24 protein-coding genes and 1 riboswitch are annotated in these 21,405 nt (G+C 38.2%); of the genes, 19 read left to right on the forward strand and 5 right to left on the reverse strand.

Features of this window, described 5'->3' with window-relative positions; genetic code table 11:
• Positions 1-379 precede the first annotated feature (379 nt).
• Both ACW2QC_RS05010 and ACW2QC_RS05015 read left to right on the forward strand, forming a co-directional pair.
• On the forward strand, positions 380-1,588 hold the full coding sequence (locus ACW2QC_RS05010) for an NAD(P)/FAD-dependent oxidoreductase (protein WP_457542891.1): 1,209 nt from the start codon (positions 380-382) through the stop codon (positions 1,586-1,588).
• 282 nt (positions 1,589-1,870) lie between these two features.
• Positions 1,871-2,731, forward strand: coding sequence for a VanW family protein (locus tag ACW2QC_RS05015; RefSeq protein ID WP_457542892.1), 861 nt, complete (start codon positions 1,871-1,873; stop codon positions 2,729-2,731).
• Positions 2,732-2,733: 2 nt separating this feature from the next.
• Here ACW2QC_RS05015 and ACW2QC_RS05020 read toward each other — a convergent pair whose 3' ends face one another.
• On the reverse strand, positions 2,734-3,093 hold the full coding sequence (locus tag ACW2QC_RS05020) for a thiol-disulfide oxidoreductase DCC family protein (RefSeq protein ID WP_457542893.1): 360 nt from the start codon (positions 3,091-3,093) through the stop codon (positions 2,734-2,736).
• A 175-nt stretch (positions 3,094-3,268) separates the two neighbouring features.
• Here ACW2QC_RS05020 and ACW2QC_RS05025 point away from each other — a divergent pair, with 175 nt between their 5' ends.
• The 4 genes from ACW2QC_RS05025 to ACW2QC_RS05040 all read left to right on the forward strand — a co-directional run bounded on the left by ACW2QC_RS05025 (position 3,269) and on the right by ACW2QC_RS05040 (position 4,689).
• Complete coding sequence (locus ACW2QC_RS05025) at positions 3,269-3,430, forward strand: hypothetical protein (protein ID WP_457542894.1); 162 nt, start codon at positions 3,269-3,271, stop codon at positions 3,428-3,430.
• Positions 3,431-3,440: 10 nt separating this feature from the next.
• Positions 3,441-4,112: a hypothetical protein gene (locus ACW2QC_RS05030; protein ID WP_457542895.1), complete on the forward strand. Its 672-nt coding sequence runs from the start codon at positions 3,441-3,443 to the stop codon at positions 4,110-4,112.
• A 12-nt stretch (positions 4,113-4,124) separates the two neighbouring features.
• Positions 4,125-4,391 carry a hypothetical protein gene (locus tag ACW2QC_RS05035; protein WP_457542896.1) on the forward strand — a complete coding sequence of 89 codons (267 nt, stop codon included), beginning with the start codon at positions 4,125-4,127 and terminating at the stop codon, positions 4,389-4,391.
• 124 nt (positions 4,392-4,515) lie between these two features.
• A complete protein-coding gene (locus ACW2QC_RS05040) occupies positions 4,516-4,689 on the forward strand; it encodes a hypothetical protein (protein WP_457542897.1) in 174 nt (57 codons plus the stop codon).
• A gap of 75 nt (positions 4,690-4,764) precedes the next feature.
• On the opposite strand, the gene ACW2QC_RS05045 is transcribed toward ACW2QC_RS05040, so the two are convergent.
• On the reverse strand, positions 4,765-6,711 hold the full coding sequence (locus ACW2QC_RS05045) for an aconitate hydratase (RefSeq protein WP_457542898.1): 1,947 nt from the start codon (positions 6,709-6,711) through the stop codon (positions 4,765-4,767).
• Positions 6,712-6,832: 121 nt separating this feature from the next.
• Entirely contained in the window at positions 6,833-7,369 is a 537-nt protein-coding gene (locus tag ACW2QC_RS05050; RefSeq protein ID WP_457542899.1) for a YceI family protein, read from the reverse strand.
• A 201-nt stretch (positions 7,370-7,570) separates the two neighbouring features.
• Here ACW2QC_RS05050 and ACW2QC_RS05055 point away from each other — a divergent pair, with 201 nt between their 5' ends.
• From ACW2QC_RS05055 to ACW2QC_RS05115, 13 genes are all read left to right on the forward strand, one after another.
• On the forward strand, positions 7,571-8,554 hold the full coding sequence (locus ACW2QC_RS05055) for a DUF2628 domain-containing protein (protein WP_457542900.1): 984 nt from the start codon (positions 7,571-7,573) through the stop codon (positions 8,552-8,554).
• 24 nt (positions 8,555-8,578) lie between these two features.
• A complete protein-coding gene (locus tag ACW2QC_RS05060) occupies positions 8,579-9,037 on the forward strand; it encodes a DUF6884 domain-containing protein (protein ID WP_457542901.1) in 459 nt (152 codons plus the stop codon).
• Between the two features lie 15 nt (positions 9,038-9,052).
• Positions 9,053-9,376: a hypothetical protein gene (locus ACW2QC_RS05065; protein WP_457542902.1), complete on the forward strand. Its 324-nt coding sequence runs from the start codon at positions 9,053-9,055 to the stop codon at positions 9,374-9,376.
• Positions 9,377-9,546: 170 nt separating this feature from the next.
• Positions 9,547-9,810 carry a phage holin gene (locus tag ACW2QC_RS05070; RefSeq protein ID WP_457543082.1) on the forward strand — a complete coding sequence of 88 codons (264 nt, stop codon included), beginning with the start codon at positions 9,547-9,549 and terminating at the stop codon, positions 9,808-9,810.
• Positions 9,811-9,982: 172 nt separating this feature from the next.
• Entirely contained in the window at positions 9,983-11,767 is a 1,785-nt protein-coding gene (locus ACW2QC_RS05075; RefSeq protein WP_457542903.1) for a M3 family oligoendopeptidase, read from the forward strand.
• 65 nt (positions 11,768-11,832) lie between these two features.
• Positions 11,833-11,938: riboswitch (TPP riboswitch) on the forward strand.
• Positions 11,939-12,055: 117 nt separating this feature from the next.
• The gene (gene thiT / locus ACW2QC_RS05080; protein ID WP_457542904.1) at positions 12,056-12,631 is read left to right on the forward strand and encodes an energy-coupled thiamine transporter ThiT; all 576 of its coding nucleotides are present in this window, start codon (positions 12,056-12,058) and stop codon (positions 12,629-12,631) included.
• Positions 12,632-12,787: 156 nt separating this feature from the next.
• Positions 12,788-12,934 (forward strand): hypothetical protein, encoded by a 147-nt coding sequence (locus ACW2QC_RS05085; protein WP_457542905.1) that lies wholly within the window; start codon positions 12,788-12,790, stop codon positions 12,932-12,934.
• Positions 12,935-13,077: 143 nt separating this feature from the next.
• A complete protein-coding gene (locus ACW2QC_RS05090) occupies positions 13,078-14,499 on the forward strand; it encodes a hypothetical protein (RefSeq protein ID WP_457542906.1) in 1,422 nt (473 codons plus the stop codon).
• Positions 14,500-14,518: 19 nt separating this feature from the next.
• A complete protein-coding gene (locus ACW2QC_RS05095; RefSeq protein ID WP_457542907.1) occupies positions 14,519-14,740 on the forward strand; it encodes a hypothetical protein in 222 nt (73 codons plus the stop codon).
• Positions 14,741-14,875: 135 nt separating this feature from the next.
• Entirely contained in the window at positions 14,876-16,624 is a 1,749-nt protein-coding gene (locus tag ACW2QC_RS05100) for a carbon starvation CstA family protein (protein ID WP_457542908.1), read from the forward strand.
• Between the two features lie 127 nt (positions 16,625-16,751).
• Positions 16,752-17,009 (forward strand): cory-CC-star protein, encoded by a 258-nt coding sequence (locus ACW2QC_RS05105; RefSeq protein WP_457542909.1) that lies wholly within the window; start codon positions 16,752-16,754, stop codon positions 17,007-17,009.
• 45 nt (positions 17,010-17,054) lie between these two features.
• Positions 17,055-17,978: an ArsA family ATPase gene (locus ACW2QC_RS05110; protein WP_457542910.1), complete on the forward strand. Its 924-nt coding sequence runs from the start codon at positions 17,055-17,057 to the stop codon at positions 17,976-17,978.
• A 13-nt stretch (positions 17,979-17,991) separates the two neighbouring features.
• Positions 17,992-18,975, forward strand: coding sequence for a zinc-binding dehydrogenase (locus ACW2QC_RS05115; RefSeq protein WP_457542911.1), 984 nt, complete (start codon positions 17,992-17,994; stop codon positions 18,973-18,975).
• 49 nt (positions 18,976-19,024) lie between these two features.
• Here the strand turns inward: ACW2QC_RS05115 and ACW2QC_RS05120 are convergent, their stop codons facing one another.
• A complete protein-coding gene (locus ACW2QC_RS05120; protein WP_457542912.1) occupies positions 19,025-20,017 on the reverse strand; it encodes a DUF3231 family protein in 993 nt (330 codons plus the stop codon).
• A gap of 132 nt (positions 20,018-20,149) precedes the next feature.
• Entirely contained in the window at positions 20,150-21,379 is a 1,230-nt protein-coding gene (locus ACW2QC_RS05125) for a dicarboxylate/amino acid:cation symporter (RefSeq protein ID WP_457542913.1), read from the reverse strand.
• Positions 21,380-21,405 lie beyond the last annotated feature (26 nt).

Genomic DNA, 21,405 nt, shown 5'->3' on the forward strand with positions numbered 1-21,405 from the left:
AAAAATACCTATGATAATTATCACAGAAATTCTGACTTTTCTATGACAATATTTAATTGTTAGCCTATTTATAAAAACTTTGATATTATGGATATGTTGTTACATAAGGAATTTTATTTAAGAATGTGTTCAAAAAGGAGGATAAAAAGGACCGAAAAGTTCGTGGCGACGTAGTTTCGAGCACTAAGGAAAGCTTCCCTGAGTTCACTTCGCACGCAGGAAAAGTGATTTTCTTTTCCAAGCAGCGGAGAAACAAGCCAACGAAGAAATTCGATGTGTCATTTTTACCGGACTTTTTGAACAACCTCTTTAATGTAATTATTTTATCTGTAAGCATTATTTACTTGCAAATGAAATGAAAGGGAAGGTGGATAAGACAATGAACAAACCAAAAATTGTTGTCCTTGGTGCAGGTTATGCAGGAATGATGACAACAAAAAAATTGTCACAAAAGTTAGGTGCTGAAGAGGCAGAGATTGTACTCGTCAACAAACACAATTATCATTATGAAACAACTTGGCTACATGAGGTAGCTGCAGGAACAATTAATCATAACCAAGCACGTTTTATGATTAGCGATGTCATTAATCCAAATCGCGTTCGCTTAATTTATGATTCTGTTGTGGAAGTAAAACGAGATGAAAATCTTGTTGTGTTGGAAAACAGTGAAATTTCTTACGATTATTTAGTTATTTCACTTGGGTTTGTAACAAACACATTTGGTATAAAAGGAATGGAAGAAAATGCATTCTTTATCCAAGATATCGATTCAAGTCAGTTAATCCGTGAACATATTGAGTATCAATTTATTCAATATAAAAATAGTGCAGAGAAAGATGAGGACAGCCTAAATATCTTAGTCGGTGGCGGTGGCTTCACAGGAATTGAATTCGTTGGTGAGCTAGCTGAAAAAGTTCCACAGTTATGTAAGAAATACGATATTGACCGCAGTAAAGTTCGTATCATTAATGTGGAGGCAGCACCATCTATCATGCCTGGTTTCGATAAAGAATTGGTTGCTTACGCGAAACAATCATTACAAGAACGCGGTGTAGAATTCCGTGAAGGAGCTGCAATCAAAGAATGTAAAGCAGGTAGTTTCGTTGTTGGTGATGATAACGAAGAAATTAAAGCTGGAACAATTGTTTGGACTGGCGGTGTAACAGGTAGTCCAGTATTATCTAAATCTGGTTTTGAATTGACCAAAGGAAAAGTTACGGTAAATGGTGACATGCGTGCACCAGGCGAAGAAAATGTTTTCATTCTTGGTGACTGTGCATGGGTAATGAATGAAAAAGAAGGACGTCCATTCCCACCAACAGCACAAGCAGCAATGCAACACGCAACAACATGTGCAAGTAATATTTATGCACTTCTTCATCATCAGCCATTAACAAACTTTGTGTTTGATGACAAAGGAACAGTTGCTTCTCTTGGTGTAACAGATGCAATGGGAACTGTTTTCTCAGGCACAAAATTGTATGGTAAGTCAGCTGCTACCATGAAAAAAGTAATTGACAACCGTTCATTGTTCTTACAAGGCGGACCAAAATTGCTCCTTAAAAAAGGAAAAGTACGTCCATTTTAATCGTAAGCACAATGATTTTCCCGCTAAACGTTGACCTACTCGGAAGTGTGTAGGGAAGAATGAGGAGGATATATGGAATGAAAAAAGGAATACTATATTTTATTTTAGCTGCACTTGCATCGGTCGTAGGTTATGCATGTGCTAGTCGAAGCATGGAAAATACAAGAGATTTCCGTTAATGGATGTTAAAAACTCCCTAAACTTTATAGGGAGTTTTTTTCTCACATTTTTTCACATGAATTCCCTCCAACTTCGAATACTAAGCACAGGAGGTTGAGATGAATGAAATCGGTCATTTTTTCTATTCTGTTAACGTTTACGCCGTTAACCATAACCCCCAATGAATTAACGGTGACTGATCAAGGTAACATATTAACAACAGTTACACGTGATCATTATTCCCTTCCTTTTTTAAATGGTCCCTTTATTGAAGATGAAAAAATGGATCTGTTGCTTGACAACCTAGAGCAGAAAATACGTAAAAAGCCAGTAAACGCTTCCCTTAATGATAGCGGTGAAATTGTTAAAGAGAAACCAGGAATAACGATTGATCGACAAAAGTTTAATGTGTTGTTCCGTAAATTTTTTTACGATGGAAAACCTGTTAAGGTAGAAGTGCCGAAAAAAAAGGTATTTCCCAAGGTGGACAGTGAATTGCTGGCAGAAATTAAAGAGAATGAAATTGGGAGTTATGAGACCTTTTTTAAATCAAGCAATAAAGAGCGAACCCGCAATATTGAATTGTCAGCGGCTGCAATAAATAATCATGTGCTTTTTCCAGGAGAGACATTTTCGTTTAATAATGTTGTTGGAAAACGAACGAAAGAAAAAGGGTATAAACGTGCTCCAGTCATTGTGAAAGGTGAGCTAGCAGAGGATATTGGTGGGGGGATCTGTCAGGTTTCCTCAACATTGTATAATGCAGTCAATTTAGTTGGTATTGAAATTGTCGAGCGATATTCACACAGTAGGAGTGTACCATATGTTCCACCAGGCCGTGATGCAACAGTAAGCTGGTATGGACCGGATTTTGCGTTTAAAAATGAATACAATCACCCTATATTAATTAGAGCGGATGCCAAGGATGGAAAAATGAGCATAACCATTTACTCCTCTGATTCAGTGGAAAGGAAAACGGAGTAATGTCAATCTTTATTAGTAGGAAGTTGGCACCCCTTATCGTCACATTGATTAACGGGGATTAGTTTTCTGTTCGCGGCAACTTTTTTGTAGATGAAATCCCCTAAACCAATGATTTTAAAAAAATAGAGAAACGGAACAAGTATCCATAGTAATGGAAGGTGCTTCGCAATTTGAATTAAAGCAGTGAATCCCACATACCATTTTCCATTTTCTTTTACATGAAGGTTCTCTTCCATTGCTTTTGGATAATTTTCTAAGTCACGGAACGACTCAAATATTAAATGATTATTCCAGTCGAATTTCTTCCAAATGATTGAACTGTTTCGGCACATGGAACAAAAGCTATCGTAAAAAACAATCATGAAATCACGCCCCCCTTGTTAGTTCAATTATAACATGAAATATGATCATTTCATGAAAGTTAAGGAAAAAAGCAGCAATGAGTTGACTTTTTCGCTACAATATAGTGGAAAAATTTTTTAATTCATTTTTTATGGTTAGACTGAACAATAAGCTACTTGATAGGGGATTGAAGCAATGTCGAATAAAGATATTTTAAACTTGGAAGAACAATTTGAACAAACAATGAATGAAGCAAACAAAGGTGACTTACAGGAATTATTAGAAGAGTTTAAGCGTAACCATTTTCCCAATGTACTTTCAAAGTCCGCACAATTTTCGGGAAAAATAGCAGGATAATAAGCGACTTGTGAAGCTCTTAATGCTACTTGAAGCAGTGAGCCATGCCCAAATTGAGGAGTTTAGGAAGTCTTCTGAAATTATTCAACAACTTTACAATGAAGCAGAAAGCATGAGTGGTAATGAGCTTATCACGTTAGGTGAACTTGCTTTTATGAGTGATTATAAACTTGCCCGTAGAATTTTATCAGATGCAGTGAAACGAATGGAGGCGGATGCAGAATCTGATCGCATCAAGCTTGCACGCGGTTATTTGGTTTTGGGTGAGGCGGAAGAGCAGTTGGAAAAATTCACACGTGCGATTAAGTACTTTAAGCAAGGATTAATCTATTTTCAAGCAGATGATATACGGGATAAATACATGATTCTTTATTTGCATTTTAAAATTGGTATGCTTTATTCAACGAAAAATGAGCAAAAGGAAGCGATTGAGTATTTGCAGAAAGCCGTTGAACTTGCGGATGAGAACAAAGAAATGAAAATTAATAGCCTAGTTAGCCTGGCAAAAATTTATGGCAGTCGTAATGATTATGAAATGGCTTATTCTTATTTGGAACAAACACTTGGACTTATTGATGATTCAGCTTTATATAAAACACTTGTTCATGCCGAAGCATTAATTGAAATGGCTTTTTATTATTTTGACCAATCAAAATTAAATGAAGCAGTACCATATTATTAACGAGCAATTGATATGTATAAAAAACAATCTGGAAAATCAGACCGTAAGCTTGGTATGGTTTACATGCAATATGCGTATTGTTTGGAACACAAGGATAAAGAAGATAAGCACCTTGCGGGGATTAATTATGAACGAGCGATTGAACAATTGGAGAAAATAAAGGATCGTGAACTGTTAGAAAATGCATTTGCCGATGTTATTGCCTTTTTTGATGCGACAAATAACACGAAAAAGAAACGTATTTATGAAAATAAATTTGTGAAGATGGTAAATGCGTAATGGGCACTCCATCTTTTTATAGAAGATGAGGCAGTGAATATAATTTAAAAAGCTGAACCCAAAAGAAATTGGGTTCAGTTTTTTAAGATTGGACGAAGAATGTCCCCCGTCATCAACTTGATTTGTGAGAGTATCACACCGAAACGGGAAAACATCGTCCCGAGAGCGGAAACATCGGCGCGAAAGCAGAAACATCGTCCCGAGAGCGGAAACATCGGCGCGAAAGCCAAAACATCGTCCCGAGAGCGGAAACATCGGCGCGAAAGCCAAAACATCGTCCCAAGAGCAAGAACATTAGCCGGAAGAACCAGGAAAACATCTCACAAGATCAGAAACATCATCCCAAAAAGGCATCACTCATCCCCAAAAGCTGTCATACCTGTTTAGCTCGAATCCAATTAATCAGGCCGCCTTCTAACACAATATGGACCTGCCGCTCTGATAAAGCATGTTTCACGTTTACTTTATCATCTCTACCTTTTATCGATACTGAAAACTCTTGTTGTTTAGCAATGGTTTCATGTAAATTGGCGAATTCGAGAACGTCTCCTTGCGCCAATTTGGTGAAATCTTCCTTATTGGCAAATGTTAAAGGTAACACACCAAAGTTTACAAGGTTTTGCCAATGGATACGTGCATAGTCCTTCGCAATCACAACACGTAGTCCTAGATATCTTGGTGCAAGTGCAGCATGTTCACGGCTTGATCCCTGACCATAATTATAGCCACCAATAATGGCATGACCGCCAGTTTCTTTGCTATTCATTCCCCGTTCATAATAAGATGGATCGATTGCTTCAAACGTAAATTTACTAATTTCGGGCAAATTACTGCGAAACGGTAAGACACGGGCTCCGCCAGCAAGGATTTCATCTGTTGATATGTTATCACCAACATGTAATAAAATTGGGATTTCCGTTTCATTTGGTAATGTATCCATTTCCGGAATTGATACAATATTCGGCCCCTTAACAAGAGCGACATGTTGAGCTTCTTGGTATGGGAGTGGTTCATCTAATAAGTGATCATCTACTGTCGGCGCAATAGGTTCATTCACTTTCGGATAGGCAAAATCTAATGTTCTAGGGTCTGTGATTTTTCCTGTTAACGAAGATGCAGCAGCGGTTTCTGGACTTGCTAAATAAACACTGTCTTCACGAGTACCTGAACGACCAGGAAAATTTCGTGGTGTTGTTCGTAAGCTATTTCTACCTGACGCTGGGGCTTGTCCCATCCCGATACACCCGTTACAACCAGCTTGGTGTAGTCGCGCGCCAGATTGTAAAAGACTGGCAATATGAAGTTCTCCAACAAGATCTGTCAGCATTTGCCGTGATGTAGGATTGATATCAAATGATAGCCCCGTCGCAATTTGCTTATCTTTTACAATTTCTGCAGCAATTGCAAAATCACGAAAGCCAGGATTTGCGGATGAACCAATATAGGATTGATAAATCGGTGTTTCCTCTAATTCGCTTACTTTTACAACATTCCCCGGGCTTGATGGTTTTGCCACCATTGGCACTAATTCGGAGAGATCTATCGTTTCGAGTAGATCATAACTAGCATCATTATCAGCTACTAGTTCATGCCAATCTGCCATTCGATTTTGCTTTTTCAAGAAACGATTTACTTCCTTGTCCGACGGAAAGACGGTGGCTGTTGCACCAAGTTCTGCACCCATATTTGCAATTACATGGCGATCCATTGCGGTTAAGTGTTCTAATCCTGGACCATAATATTCAATGATTTTACCGACACCACCTTTGACATCATAGCGTCTTAGCATTTCCAAAATCACATCTTTGGCACTTACCCAGTCAGGAAGATCTCCCACTAGTTTGACTCCTAACACTTCCGGCATCTTAATGTAAATTGGTTCACCAGCAATAGCCATCGCTACGTCAATACCACCAGCACCTATGGCAAGCATCCCCATACAGCCATTTGCACACGTATGACTATCAGATCCAAGTAGTGTTTTTCCAGGTTTCGCTAATCGCTGCATGTGAACAGGGTGGCTTACACCGTTACCAGGACGGCTATAATGCAAGCCGAAACGTTGTGTGGCGCTTTCGAGAAATAAATGATCATCAGGGTTCTTGTTGTCCACTTGGATTAAATTATGATCAACATATTGGGCTGATGCTTCTGTCTTTGCATAGTCTAACCCCATTGCTTCTAACTCAAGCATGACCATTGTTCCTGTGGCATCTTGTGTCAGTGTTTGGTCAATTTTCAGCCCGATTTCTTCTCCTTTTTGAAGTGATCCTGATATTAGATGGTCTTTTATTAATTTTTGCGCGACATTTAATCCCATTAATATATTCCTCCTTCTAATTACCTCTATTATGCTTTTCCTCAAAGGTGATGATGTTAAACAAGATATGAAGGAGTAAAAAAGAGGCTTTCCGAATAGGAAAGCCTCTTTACCATCTCATTTATGCTTCTTTATGTGCTTCAATTTCCACGTTTAGTTTAACGTTTTCCCCAACTAGCACACCGCCAGTTTCAAGTGCAGCATTCCATGTTAGGCCAAAGTCTTTTCGATTAATTTCTGCGCTTCCACTAAAGCCAGCGACTGTGTCACCACTCATTGGGTCTTTGTGCTGACCTTCAAAATCAACATCAAATGTTACAGGTTTTGTTGTTCCACGGATAGTCAAATCCCCTGTTACATCATAATTATTTTCAGCTTTCTTTTTAATATCCGTTACCTTAAATGTCATCTTGGGATGATTTTCAACATCAAAGAAGTCTGCTGAGCGTAAATGGTTGTCACGGTCTTCTTTACGTGTATCAATACTGTTTACGTCAACACTAAATTCGATCGTTGAACCGGATAAATCTTCTGGATCTGCCTCTATGGTAGCTTCAAATTCAGTAAATTCTCCCTTTGCTTTTGAAATCATCATGTGTTTAACAACAAATTCTAGTGAACTGTGAACTGGATCAACTGTCCATTTTGTTTTTGCCATTCGAAATCCCTCCAAAAGGTATTTTTAATACGTTAGTTACTTTTCGTTATTAAGTATAGAATTATAAATTAATAATGTCAAGTAATTATTTCTAATTGTTTATTTTCCCGTATAAGTTCTTGAATAAACATGATTTAGTTATCGCAAAAAGAGGTGTAGTAATGCTATAATAAAATCAAGTATGGAATGGGGAGGACTTCTATGTATTGTGCGAATTGTGGGACAGAACTGGATGCAGATGCGAGCTTTTGTACCGAATGTGGTCATAAAGTGAAACAGCCTACTTCAACAGTAGCGACGAACTCTGATCCATCTTTTCATGAATCCTATGAAACGACTTCCATCAATGATGATGTACGTGATTTTGTTGGGGATAAATACTCCTTTTATCAGTCTAAGTGGGATCGAATGGAGGAGAAAGGAAATCCATCATCATGGAATTTCCCGGCATTCTTTTTTAGTACGTTATGGTTAGGGTACCGGAAAATGTACCGCGAAGTTTTTTTTATTGCGATTTTATTTTTAGCAATTGATTTCGCACTTTATCTATTTAACTATCAATATAGTGTAGATGCAGTCATCGACCCAATTGACCGTTCTATTTCGGTTGGACTTTCTGTATTATTAGGGTTATTTGGTAATTATTTGTACAAAAAACATACCATGAAAAAAGTGCATGCGATTCGCAATACACAGCCGGCTGAAGATGTAAAACATGTGACACTAAAGCATAAAGGGGAAGCAAGTTTTCTTGGCGTCTTGTTATCCATCGTTATTATGGTCGTTGTGTATGTTGTCCCTATGTGGTTTATCCCGATGAATTTTGATGTAGTTGATCAGATAAAACATGGATCATTTGAACAGTATCCGGATAGAACAGTGGGAAAAACGTTTGATGAATTTTTTGAACATGGGGAATGGCAGGAAGCAACGAGTAGTTCAAATTTTATTGTTGTAGCATATAACGGGGTAAAGCAAATTAATGATTATCAGTACGATATCCAGATTGAATTTTATACGGAAGAAGATTCGAATGCATTCGATATTCAAAGTATTACAGTCGATGGTGAACAATTAACATCAAGTGAAACAATGGATTTTCTCGAATATGTTTTTAATGGAGGACATCTTCAAAAGAATAACTCTTTTAATGGTGGAAATAACCCCGACGGCTATGTGTGGTAACATTAGAAATAGAGGGATGTATATATGAAACAATTAAGTATTATTCCATGCGGTATTAAGAAGGTTTGGGATAAACATCCTGAATTAGGTGCCGTTTCAGCAAGTGAGGCTTACATTGGAACATTTCATAATCTCTGTCGTCAGTACGCGAAAGCTTTTACGGACAATTGGGTGATTCTATCAGCAAAGCATGGTTTTTTATTTGCAGATGATATTGTTGACGGTCCGTATGATGTTACATTTAACCAGAAAAGTGATGAAATCATTTCGATGGAGCGCTTGCGAAAACAAGTGAAGGATAAACAGTTAGATCAATATGATGAATTAATCGTATTAACAGGTAAAAAATACAAAAAAGTAGTATATGAAAGTTTTGGTGATTCTGTACCAGCGTCATTTCCACTTTTGCAATGTAAGGGAATTGGCTACATGCAGCAATTGTTAAAGAAAGCTGTTGAGGAAGGAAAGCCGATTCATTCGTAATGAAGGAGCTATAACATGAACCGTGCAGTAATGATGATCATTATTCTAATCATCTACGTAATTTACGCAGCATTTAAACATAGGGAAGTATGGAAGAAGCTATCAATTAAACAAATAATCGGTGTGCTAGTGACATTTATTCTTATCATGGGAATTGGTAGTTTGGTCTTGTATTATTTTTCCCGTTTCCTTATGGATATCATTCCAAATGATATTGTTAGTATCGCCATGCAGTTTATCAGTGCATTAATCATTGTTATTTTTGGTGTAGTTGTTTTCAATATTTATGCGTCACGAATAACCAATGGAGTACTACCAATTAAACGACCTTCAAAATAATCGACAACTCTGCATTAGATTGCAGGGTTGTTTTTTTATGTTTAATTGATACCGCATTAATCGAAAACGTAAAAAGAATTGACCACATCTATTTCTCCAATTTAGTCTACGAGCCGTTCCAAAATTTACGTCAACTGAAAATAATAGTATAGGAAGTTGATTTGAAGGAGGTGGGAGAATTGGACAAAGGTACAATTGTCCGTACAGTTGCACTAGTTTTGGCGCTTGTGAATCAGGTCCTAGTGTTGTTCAAAAAATCCCCTTTACCATTAGATTCTGAGATAGTCGAGCAAGCAGTCGCATTACTATTTACCATTATTACATCAGTAGTTGCCTGGTTTAAAAATAATTATGTAACCAATAAGGGGAAACAGCAGAAGAAAGTTTTATGTGAGAACGGTTTGGCAAAAGCAGAAAAAAGTAGTGAAAAATAAATTTCTGTTAGATTATCACAGGAAAGATGGTTAAGGGATCTTGAGCCTTCCTGTCAGTAGCGGCAGGAAGGAATTTAAAAATCTCTCTTTTTTTTCAGTCTTATATGCTGATCATTTACTAACTTTTCGTTATAATAAAATAAGTAAGAATTATTATAAAGGGAGAGATTTGATGCAAACAACGTATAAGCCTACTTGGGACCTTGATGTGATTTTTCCGGGTGGGAGCGAGTCAGAAGCATTTCATACATATGTCACAACGATAGAGCGTGAGATGAAGGACTTAGCTGGCTACGTTAACGATTTCATACCTGCTAAGGAAAATGTCAATATTGCTCTGTTAGAAAAAATTGTTGATGAACTAGAGCATACAATGAAAAAACTGCGGGAAGCATTTGCTTTTGTTAGTTGTTTAAGTGCACAAAATGTAAAAGATGAAAAGGCTAGTGTTTTAGTTGGAAAACGCAGTGAGTTAAAAGCGAAAATGGATGCGATTAAAACAAATTTTGAACAAAAATTAGTCTCAATTGATGATCAAACATGGAGTGATTTGCTTAAACGACCAAATATAGAGCAAGTTGCTTTTGTCCTGGATGAAAACAGGGAGAAGGCGAAAGACCTGTTATCAGCAGATCAAGAAGTGCTTATTAATGATCTTGCGGTAGACGGATACCATGGCTGGGGACAAATGTATGAAACAGTTGTTGGGAATATGAATGTTGCGATTGAAGATAATGGAGAAGTTACAAATTATTCAGTAGGACAAGCCGCTAACAAATTGAGCAATCCAGATCGTGCCGTACGTCAACATGTATTTCAAAGGTTAGGAGATGCATGGTCGGAAAATACTAACTTATTTGGCCAAACGTTAAATCATTTGGCAGGATTTCGTTTGCAAACCTATAAACATCGTGATTGGCAGGACGTTTTAAAAGAGCCATTAGCGATTAATCGGATGAAAAAGGAAACATTAGACGCAATGTGGGGCGCGATTACGAACCATAAACAGACGTTTGTTGCTTATTTGCAAAGAAAAGCGGAATTATTAGGATTGGAAAAACTAAGTATGTATGACATCGGGGCACCACTAACCGATACGGTAAAAACTTCCAGCTATACAGAAGGGGCTAACTTTATCGTTGAGAATTTTCGAAACTTTAGTCCGAAAATGGCTGATTTTGCCCGAATGGCTTTTGATAATCGTTGGATTGAGGCGGAAGATCGTGCTGGAAAGCGTCCAGGGGGATTCTGCACAAGTTTTCCAGACAGTGAACAGACACGTATTTTTATGACATATTCTGGGACAACTTCTAATATTGCCACCCTTGCCCATGAATTAGGCCATGCTTACCACCAGCATGTAATGAATGATGTGAATGGATTGAATCAGGGGTATGCAATGAATGTAGCAGAAACGGCATCAACGTTTGCTGAAATGATTATTGCCGATGCATCAGTGAAAAATGCTAAAAGCAAAGAGGAAAAACTGTCTGTACTAGAGGATAAAATACAGCGGAGTGTTGCCTTTTTTATGAATATTCATGCGCGATTCCTTTTTGAGCAACGATTTTATGATGAACGAAAACAAGGTATGGTTCCGGTACCTAGACTAAATGAATTAATGGTGGAGGCACAAAAAGAGGCATATTGCGATGCTTTAGATACGTACGATCCGAATTTCTGGGCGTCTAAACTGCATTTTCACATCACGGGAACGCCATTTTATAATTTTCCATATACGTTCGGTTATTTGTTTAGTCTCGGAATCTATGCATTTGCACTTGAAAAAGGTGGTAGTTTTGAAGATGACTATATTGCACTTCTTCGTGACACCGGAAAAATGACCGTTGAAGACTTAGCGGAAAAACATTTAGGAATTGATTTGACGAAACCAGACTTCTGGGAAAATGCCATCCGTTTATGTGTAAAAGATGTTGAGGAGTTTTTGGCACTTTAAATCCTAGCGTTGTCACTGGTTGGCGAATACGTTATAATACAGGTAACGAAAAAAGCATAGAAATAAAAGTCTACAGGGGGAGCCCATTTGGCTGAGAGTGAACACTGAGCTGTTCTTACCCTTTGAACCTGTTAGTTAATACTAGCGTAGGGATGGTAGCTTTTTTGATGGTATAAAAGCAATGTGAGCGGATTCCCCATCAGGAAGCTTCCCCTTTGACATTGCTTTTTTTGTGTTCAAAATTTTCGCAGGTAGATTTTTAGTCTACTAGAAGGGGAGGTTATTTGTTTGAAGGAGAAACGTACATTGTTTTTAATTGAAGTAGCTATTTTTACAGCGTTAGCATTAGCATTGGATCTTGCTCCGTTTTTATCTTTTAAAATTTGGGCACAAGGCGGATCAATTTCATTGGCAATGATTCCGGTATTTATTGTCGCCTTTCGTTGGGGATTAAAAGGTGGATTATTGTCAGGATTTCTATGGGGTGTTTTACAAGTAGCATTAGGCACAGGATATATATTGTACTTTTGGCAAGGCCTGCTTGATTATGCGGTAGCGTTTACTGTGATCGGCTTTGCAGGCATTTTTGCAAAACCAATTCAGCATGCAGTTAAGGAAGGCAATACGGCAACATCTATAACATATATTTTAACTGGTGTCTTTCTCGGTTCCATGTTGCGTTTTATTGCCCATTTTGCTGCAGGAGTCGTATTTTTCGAGTCGGCAGTTGACGGCATGAATGTCTGGATTTATTCATTGCTTTATAATATTTCATACATTATTCCGTCGTTCATTATTTGTACAATCGCGGTGTTCTTCTTGTTCCATAAACAGCCAAGAACACTATTAAGTGCAACTGCATAAGCATTAGCTTTCCGCTCACGATATGTTGGGTCGTGCCACTGTCTTTAGTTGGCACGGCTTTTATTTTTGGGAAAATGAATAAAGATAGATTTGTGCACAGCACCTATTTTGCGAAGTGCATATTTTTTGAGTATACTGAAAATAGGGGTGATCATTTTGCGGGAATTAATTGGCGAATGTAAATCATGTGGGGATGCTGTTTATTGTGAAAATGGCTTTTTTGATGGTGAACAAATAGATGGAAACTTATATTGTAATCATTGTGCCGAAAAGTTGGATTCTGAAACGGACAAACAAGCGTAAGCTCGTTTGTCCGTTTTAAATTAAATACACCATACCTTGTTCCAGTGTCAAAAGTAAATTGTTTTTTGAACCTTCCTTTTTTCTCACTCCCTATTATCGATTTGCATAGGCTATAGCACACGTAAGAAGAAAGGAAGGTTCATGTGGAGCTTACGATATCGCATTGGCTATATGGGTTATTTACACTAATTATTATTTTGACAATGATTTTCAAACGTGGCGTTGTACTCCCTACATTACTTGGAACGTTTGTCATTGCCTGGGTGTATAATGGTAGTCTTATTGACGGTTTCACTTCCATTTTTAATGCGAATTTGGTTGCAGCAAAAGAGCTCTTTAGTATATTTTTAATCATCACATTTATGTTGGCACTGTTGCATTCGTTGCGTGATCTCGGAGCGGATCGAAGGATGATACAACCGATTCAGAAGATGATGGTTAATGGACATGTTTCATTTTTCGTACTTATTGCTGTAACGTATGTTATTTCCTTATTTTTCTGGCCTACACCAGCTGTTCCATTAATTTGCGCACTTCTTGTTCCGGCAGCAGTGCGTGCAGGGTTACCGGCTATTACGGCGGCGGTAGCGATTGCAATTGCTGGGCAAGGGATGGCGCTTTCTTCTGATTATATTGTGCAGGTCGCTCCTAGCCTATCCGCTAAGTCTGCTGGGATTGAAGTTGAAGTTGTTACTGATCAGGCATTATTGCTTTCACTTATCACCGGTGGGATCGCAATAGCTGCTGCTTATTTGTTGTATCGAAAATCAATTCGTTCAAAAGATAGTGAATTGATACAAAAAGATTTAGAAGCTCTGGAAACTGTATCAGAATCAAGGAACGTAGCAAAGTCATCACATCTCACAACTTGGAGTAAACTATTTTCTGTCATTGTTCCAATCGCTCTGCTTGCTGTTGTCGTTTATATGATGTCTGCCAAACTGATGTCAGGAAGAATGACAGGTTTTGAGGGTGGTGACGGAGCGGCATTTGTCGGTGGGGTTGCTGTCATCCTCTTACTTCTATCAACAGTCGCATTTGGTAGGCAACATGCACTCGATTATATCAGCAATCACATTACCGACGGATTTGTATTTGCCTTTAAAGCAATGGGGCCAGTTATCCCTATTGCAGGATTCTTCTTCTTAGGAAGTGCTGATTTTTCCGGTAGTATTTTAGGGATAGATGAGAATCCGCCAGCGTTTTTATTTGATCTCGTTCAGTCAACGCAAGAGTTTTTACCAAAAAGTGCCCTGCTTGCCGCGCTAAGTGTATTAATCATTGGAATTATTACCGGATTAGATGGTTCTGGTTTTTCCGGATTACCTTTGACAGGTGCACTTGCAGCATCATTGGATAGTAGTGTAATCGATTCTGGTACCCTCGCAGCAATTGGCCAAATGGGCTCCGTCTGGACTGGTGGAGGAACTATTGTAGCCTGGTCTTCCTTAATCGCAATTGCTGGTTTTTGCGGTGTTTCTGTTATGGACCTCGTCCGGAAAAATTTTGTTCCAGTCATGCTGGGGCTCGTCATATCCACATTGCTTGCTGTGTTTATCTTGTAAATAATAATGATGTGAAAAGGTGCCATCAATTGTCCGTGGGCACCTTTTTATTTTGCGAACGCTGGAGGAACATCGGCGTGAGAACAGGGGTATCGGCGCGAGAGCAGAAACATCGGCGCGAGAGCAGAAACATCGGCGCGAGAGCAGAAACATCGGCGCGAGAGCAGAAACATCGGCGCCAGAGCAGAAACATCGGTTCGAAACCGAATCCATTCAACATCTCCCAACAATAATTCAATAATCCTAACAGAAATATTTACATATTCAAAATTATCAGTTATAGTTGTACTAAAATAGAGAGTTTTCTCATATTTTTTAGTAGGTTAAGCTCTAAGTACACAGGGTTTATCTAAATAAAATGAGGGAGGTTGAATTGATGAGCGGTATTTTGGTTGCGATTATTGGTATTATTGTTTTTGCGTTAGGCTATCGTTATTATTCCAAATTTGTTGCTGAGAAAATTTTTCGTTTGGACCCCAATTACGAAACACCGGCACACACTTATGAAGATGGCGTTGATTTTGTTCCTACCAATAAATTTGTGCTCTGGGGGCATCATTTTACTTCTGTTGCAGGTGCAGCACCAATTGTTGGACCAGCTATAGCAGTTTATTGGGGTTGGCTCCCTGCGTTTTTATGGGTTATTTTGGGAACGGTGTTTGCTGCAGGTGTTCATGATTTTGGGACACTTGTGTTATCAGTCCGTAACAAAGGTCAATCAATCGGCACACTTGCAAACAAATTGATTGGACAGCGGGCGAAAATCTTGTTTTTATTTATAATTCTTATACTAGTTTTAATGGTAAACGCTGTGTTTGCCTGGGTAATTGCGAATTTGTTTGTTTCATTTCCGGCGAGTGTTTTACCGGTATTTATTCAAATTCCGCTTGCAATATGGATTGGTTATGCTGTATACAAACGAAAACAGAAAATGCTTGTACCATCTTTAATCGCTTTAGCTATCATGTACATTACAGCGGTAATAGCTAGTAAGGTAGATTTTCTGCAAATTGATTTAGTCCAATACATGGGTGGAGAAAATGGTGAAGGGCTATTTGGTTTAGGTGCTGTTTCGTCAGCATTTTTCATTTGGATTATTATTTTAATGGTATATGTATATGTTGCTTCGACAATGCCAGTTTGGAAATTGCTTCAGCCACGTGACTTTATCAATTCGCATCAGCTAATTGTTGGTCTAGCCATTCTTTATTTAGGATTAATTTTTATGAATCCAGATATAACGGCTCCAGCAACAAATGTGGATACCGATGTTTCTTGGTTCCCGTTATTGTTTATTACGATTGCATGTGGAGCTATTTCTGGATTCCATGGACTTGTATCATCTGGAACATCATCGAAACAATTAAACAAAGAAACGGATGCACGGATGGTTGGTTATTTAGGTGCAGTTGGTGAAGGTGCGTTAGCGTTAATCGCCATTATTGCTGTTGTTACATTCTTTGCTAATGCAGATGAATTTTTAGCAACCTATAGTAGTTTTACAGCAGCTAATGGAGCAGGTTTAAATGTATTTGTTGAAGGTGCAAGTAAATTAGCTACGGGCTTAATGATCCCGGCTGATGTAGCAGCAACAATTGTTTCCGTTATTGTGGTTAGCTTTGCCGCTACATCATTGGATACATCCGTACGGCTTATGCGTTATATTATTGCAGAGTTAGGTATCGAATATAAAATGCCAGTGTTATCAAAAACACATGTAGCTACAACTGTTGCTGTTGTCTCAAGTGCTGCATTGGTATTAATACCTGAAGGACCAAAAGGATTTGGTTCAGGCGGTTATCTCCTTTGGCCGTTGTTTGGAACGTCCAACCAGTTGCTTGCCGGAATTAGTTTATTACTGATTGCTATTTGGCTCAAACGATTAGGCCGAAACTACGCGATCGTGTTAATTCCAATGATTTTCGTGATGTTTATGACGTTATGGGCCATGTTTAAACAAGTGATCTTTGAATGGTCATGGATTGGTACTAGTTCAAATATGTTGTTATTTGTGTTTGGTGCGATTATTTTTGTCTTCGCAGTATGGATTGTGCTGACCGCAGGATCTGTCTTGTTAGGGAAATCAGATAATGATATACCAAATGACAATATAAATGCAAAATAACAATTTGTTCAATAATTAGGGATTTGGGGGATCATTTAAAATGTGATCCCTTTTCTGCTTATTTAAACTTACGAAAAGCTTTATCATTGACTATGAATGCATTTTTTCTAAAAAATGAGGTGAAATTATGTTCGATAAATTAAAAAAACTAGTAGACTTTTATGAAGAAGTACTAAGCATGCCACATCGCCAAGAAATAGCGCGGGAGTTAAGAAATGAGGATGACTTATTTTTGTTATTGCTATATTCTGAGATGATCGGTATCCCAAATCCAGTCTATTATTATACGCTTGAATTGTATCCGTATATGATTGAAAAATTTCACGACTGGCATTTGCGAATGGGCATGGAGAAATCACCAATGTCCGGAATTCGTTGTTGCTAGAGCCAGAAAGCCGATATCAATCATCCAAAAGAAGGAGCATTTATCATGCAGGAATTAACGAAAAAAATAGTTTTTGTCGGGGGGAAAGGCGGAGTCGGGAAATCTACAACTGCCGCAGCAGTAGCTTGGAAATCAGCAAATGAAGCACAAAAAACACTACTTGTTTCAACAGATCCAGCACATAATCTTGGTGATATATTTAATCAAAAAATTGGCGGAAAAATAAGCCGAATTTCACAACAACTTTCTGCACTGGAAATTGATCCTGAAGTAGAAACAAACAACTATATCAAAGGGGTAAAGGAAAATATTAAAGGGGTTGTTCATTCCGGTATGATGGAAGAGGTCCATCGTCAATTAGATACAGCCAAGGCATCTCCAGGTGCTGATGAAGCTGCTTTATTTGACAAACTAATCTCAATTATTCTGGAAGAGAGCGAGAATTATGATACGATTATTTTTGATACGGCACCAACAGGACACACGATTCGATTATTATCATTACCTGAACTAATGGGAGTATGGATTGAAGGAATGTTGGAAAAACGTAAGAAAACGAACGAAAATTATTCACAGCTTCTAAACGACGGGGAGCCAATCGAGGATCCAATTTATGATGTTCTCAAAAAACGTCAGCAGCGCTTTGCCAAAGCGCGGGAAATGTTACTAAACCCTGCGCTAACGAGTTTTATATTCGTCTTAAATCCAGAACGGCTTCCTATTTTAGAGACGGAGAAAGCAATCAAATTACTTGATCGTTATCACTTGCATGTGAAAACATTAATTGTGAATAAAGTTTTACCAGAAAACACGGATGGGGAATTTTTACAAAAACGAAAAGAATACGAAAAGCAACATCTTCAAATGATTGAAGAAACATTTACTAAACAGCAATTAATCCGTGTGCCACTATTTTCAAGAGATATAACCAGTAAACAGGATTTAGAAGAATTTAGTACTCATTTTTGAAAGGATGGTTGTAATGAAAGCATTTGTTCATGATCACGGAAATCTATTAATAAAGGATATGAATGATCCAGTAGCAGGGGATGGAGAAGTAGTTATTGCAATTCGTGCAGCCGGTCTTAATCATCGGGATCTGTTTATTCCTAACCGTAGGGGAAATGATGCGCAAGCGCTCGTGATTGGCTCTGATGGGGCAGGGATAATTGAATCCGTTGGTAAGGGCGTGGAGCAATTTTCCACAGGTGATGAGGTGATCATTAATCCAGGACTACTGTGGTATGAAAACAGTGTTGCGCCACCAAAGGAATTTGATATTCTGGGTATGCCTGACAATGGAACGTTTGCTGAAAAAATTGTTGTGTCAGCTGAACAAGTTGAGCATAAGCCTTCCCATTTAACGTGGGAAGAAGCTGGAGTACTTGCCCTTTCAGCGTTAACTGGTTACAGGGCTTTGTTTACGAAAGGCGAATTAAAAGTAGGAGACACAGTATTCATACCAGGAGCAGGCAGTGGTGTTGCAACATTTCTGATCGCATTTGCCAAGCATAAGGGCGCGCGTGTTATTGTTACTTCTCGCAGTGAACAAAAACGTGATCAAGCAAAAAAATTAGGGGCGGATATTGCGCTTGATACAGAAAGCAATTGGCTAGAGGAATTAAAAGATGAAACAATAGATCTTGTAATTGACAGTGTAGGCCGTGCAACATTTAATCGATCATTGGAATTGTTGAAAAAGGGTGGCAGAATCGTGATCTTCGGCTCATCAACAGAAGATACGGTGGAACTGAATCTGCGTGATTTTTTCTATGGACAGTATCAACTAATTGGTTCAACGATGGGGAGTAGAGAAGAACTTCGCGATATGTTGAAATTCATCGAAGACAATAACATTCACCCGATAGTTGACAATTCATTTACACTTGATCAAACAAATGAAGCGATGGATTATTTAGAGCAAGGGAAACAGTTTGGAAAAATTGCGATTCACGTTAGGGATTAAACCTTATAAGGGCTCTCTGTATCTTAAGGAATAAGAGGGCCCTATTTAGTTAACCCTTCCTGTTTGTTGATAAAGGTGGCTGCTCCATCCATTCTTTTTCAATCATAATGTTTAGCCCCTCATTACCGAATTTCAAGATCTCACCTATAAAATGAGAATAGTGCAACCCTAAATCTTTTCTCATGGAGACGGATAGTGAAGTACTTAGAGTCGTAAAACCGACCTGATTTGTTGAGGTAATAAAGAACATCATTAATCGTTCCGAAAATGGCGATATCGTTGAATCTGTAACCTCCAATGTTATGGGGAAAATGGGAACTTGTTCGCTGTCTTTTAAAATTTTGTTAAACGTATCGATCTGTTTTTCGCTTAATTTTTTCCCTTTTTTGAAGTATTCTTTGACTTTGTTATCGGTTGTTACTTGGATAAATCCCATCAGTAGTATCAATCCAATACAATTTCGTTCAATTGTACAAAAGATTTCACCAATCTCTAATGTATTGAGTGGCCTTCCTTCACCAAACAATGTATTTAGAAAGGAAGGCCGATCCTGAACAAACTCCACATGCTCTGGATAAGCAATTTTCGGTGACCGATCATAAATTCCTTTGGATACCATGAGATGAAGGGACTTTTTATACAACGCAACGGAAGTAGATAAACATTCCTCGATAAAGGCAAAAATATCTTTTCGAACCACTTTCCCTAACATGGATGCATAAAGTACATGCACGACACGTTCCTCACGATAGACAAAACTTAATGCGTACAAATCGGTAAAGAGTGCAGGTGCAGAAAAGTTAACATCTTCATCAGAAAATCCTTTTGGAATAGGAAACTTTTCTTCTCTTAATATTCTTTCTATGTCGCTAATCATGGAATCATTCAACGATACAGCTTTTTCGATAATTGGTATAATTTCCTTGTCTTTCAGATGCTTAAGAAAATGCTTATAAAAACAATTTGTGGCCGTACTTTCGTTATAGAGCGTCCACAAGGCAGAAATCTCTGTTGACGTTAATCGTATGTCTTCGTGTTCCAATTTGACTACTCCTTGTTTGTTTTTTAATAGCATTTAACTTTCGAAACATTTTTATACAATTTCGTTATCGAAGGACAAAAAAATATAACAGAGAAAAAAGCTCATCATGTAAGATTATGATGAGCTCATTAATTAGTTTACTTCCGCTTTTTCCATCCAGTCCTTGCCTTCTAACTGCCTTGTTACGAGCATGCTTGAAACTGAATCACCTGTAACATTGATCATTGTTGCTGGTGGATCAACAACGACACCAATAGCGGATATGATTGGCAAAGCTTCAATTGGTAACCCATATAATGTTACAATCATCAGCTCACCCATAAAACCACCGCCAGGGATCCCACTCATAACAATTCCTGATAATAGGCAAATACCGATTGCGGTTAAGAAGGTATCTATTCCAGTAAAATCCATATTAAATACACCGAAAACAAAAGCAATTTTTAACATGGCCGACAAACAGGAACCATCCATATGAATCGTTGCGCCAAGTGGTAGTACAGTTTCACGAATATCCTTAGGTACACCGATTCTTTTTGTTGCTTCCAGGTTAACTGGTAGGGAAGCGATACTGCTACCTGTTCCTAGAGATGTTACAGCTGGATTGAGGATGTTTTTCCAAAAGCGTACAACACCTTTTTTGCCACCGGATATAAAAGCATATAACGTAAATCCAATTGCAAAATAAAGGATGGCAACAGGGTAATAAATCAGCACTGCTTTTGCATAATCACCGATTAAATCAGTTCCGAACTGACCAATTAATGAAGCGAAGTAAGCCCCCAACCCAATTGGCGCATAATACATAATCAACTGAACGAGCTTCATAAATATTTCTGATCCACTTGATAGGAATTTAGCAAATGGACGGCCTTTTTCACCAGTTAGTCCAGTCGCAACTCCAACTAATACGGAAAAAATAATTAAGACTAGCATGTTATCCCGGGAAAATAGATCAACAAAATCAGGGACAGTAAATGTATTGACCAATTGTTCGGATAATGGGACCTGTTCGATATCCTCTGGTGTTTCCAATGGAATGTCAGCCCCTGATCCAGGCGGAAATAGCACAGTTGCAACCAACATAACAATCGCTGCAATAATTCCGGTTACAACGAAGATCGTGATCATCGACCCCATAATCTTCCCGAGCCGCTTCATGCTGTTCATGTTCCCAATCGCTGATGCAATCGAAAAGAAGACCAATGGCATTACAACCATAAATAAAAGGTTAAGAAAAATATCTCCTAATGGCTTTATGACTTCAGCTTTATCTCCAAATATAAGTCCGATTATTGATCCAATGATGATCGACACAAGCAAAATTAATGGGAAACGATAAGCTTTTAATTTTTCTCTCATTGTACGTACTCCTTTTATGTACAAAA

Source organism: Virgibacillus sp. FSP13, assembly GCF_054048505.1.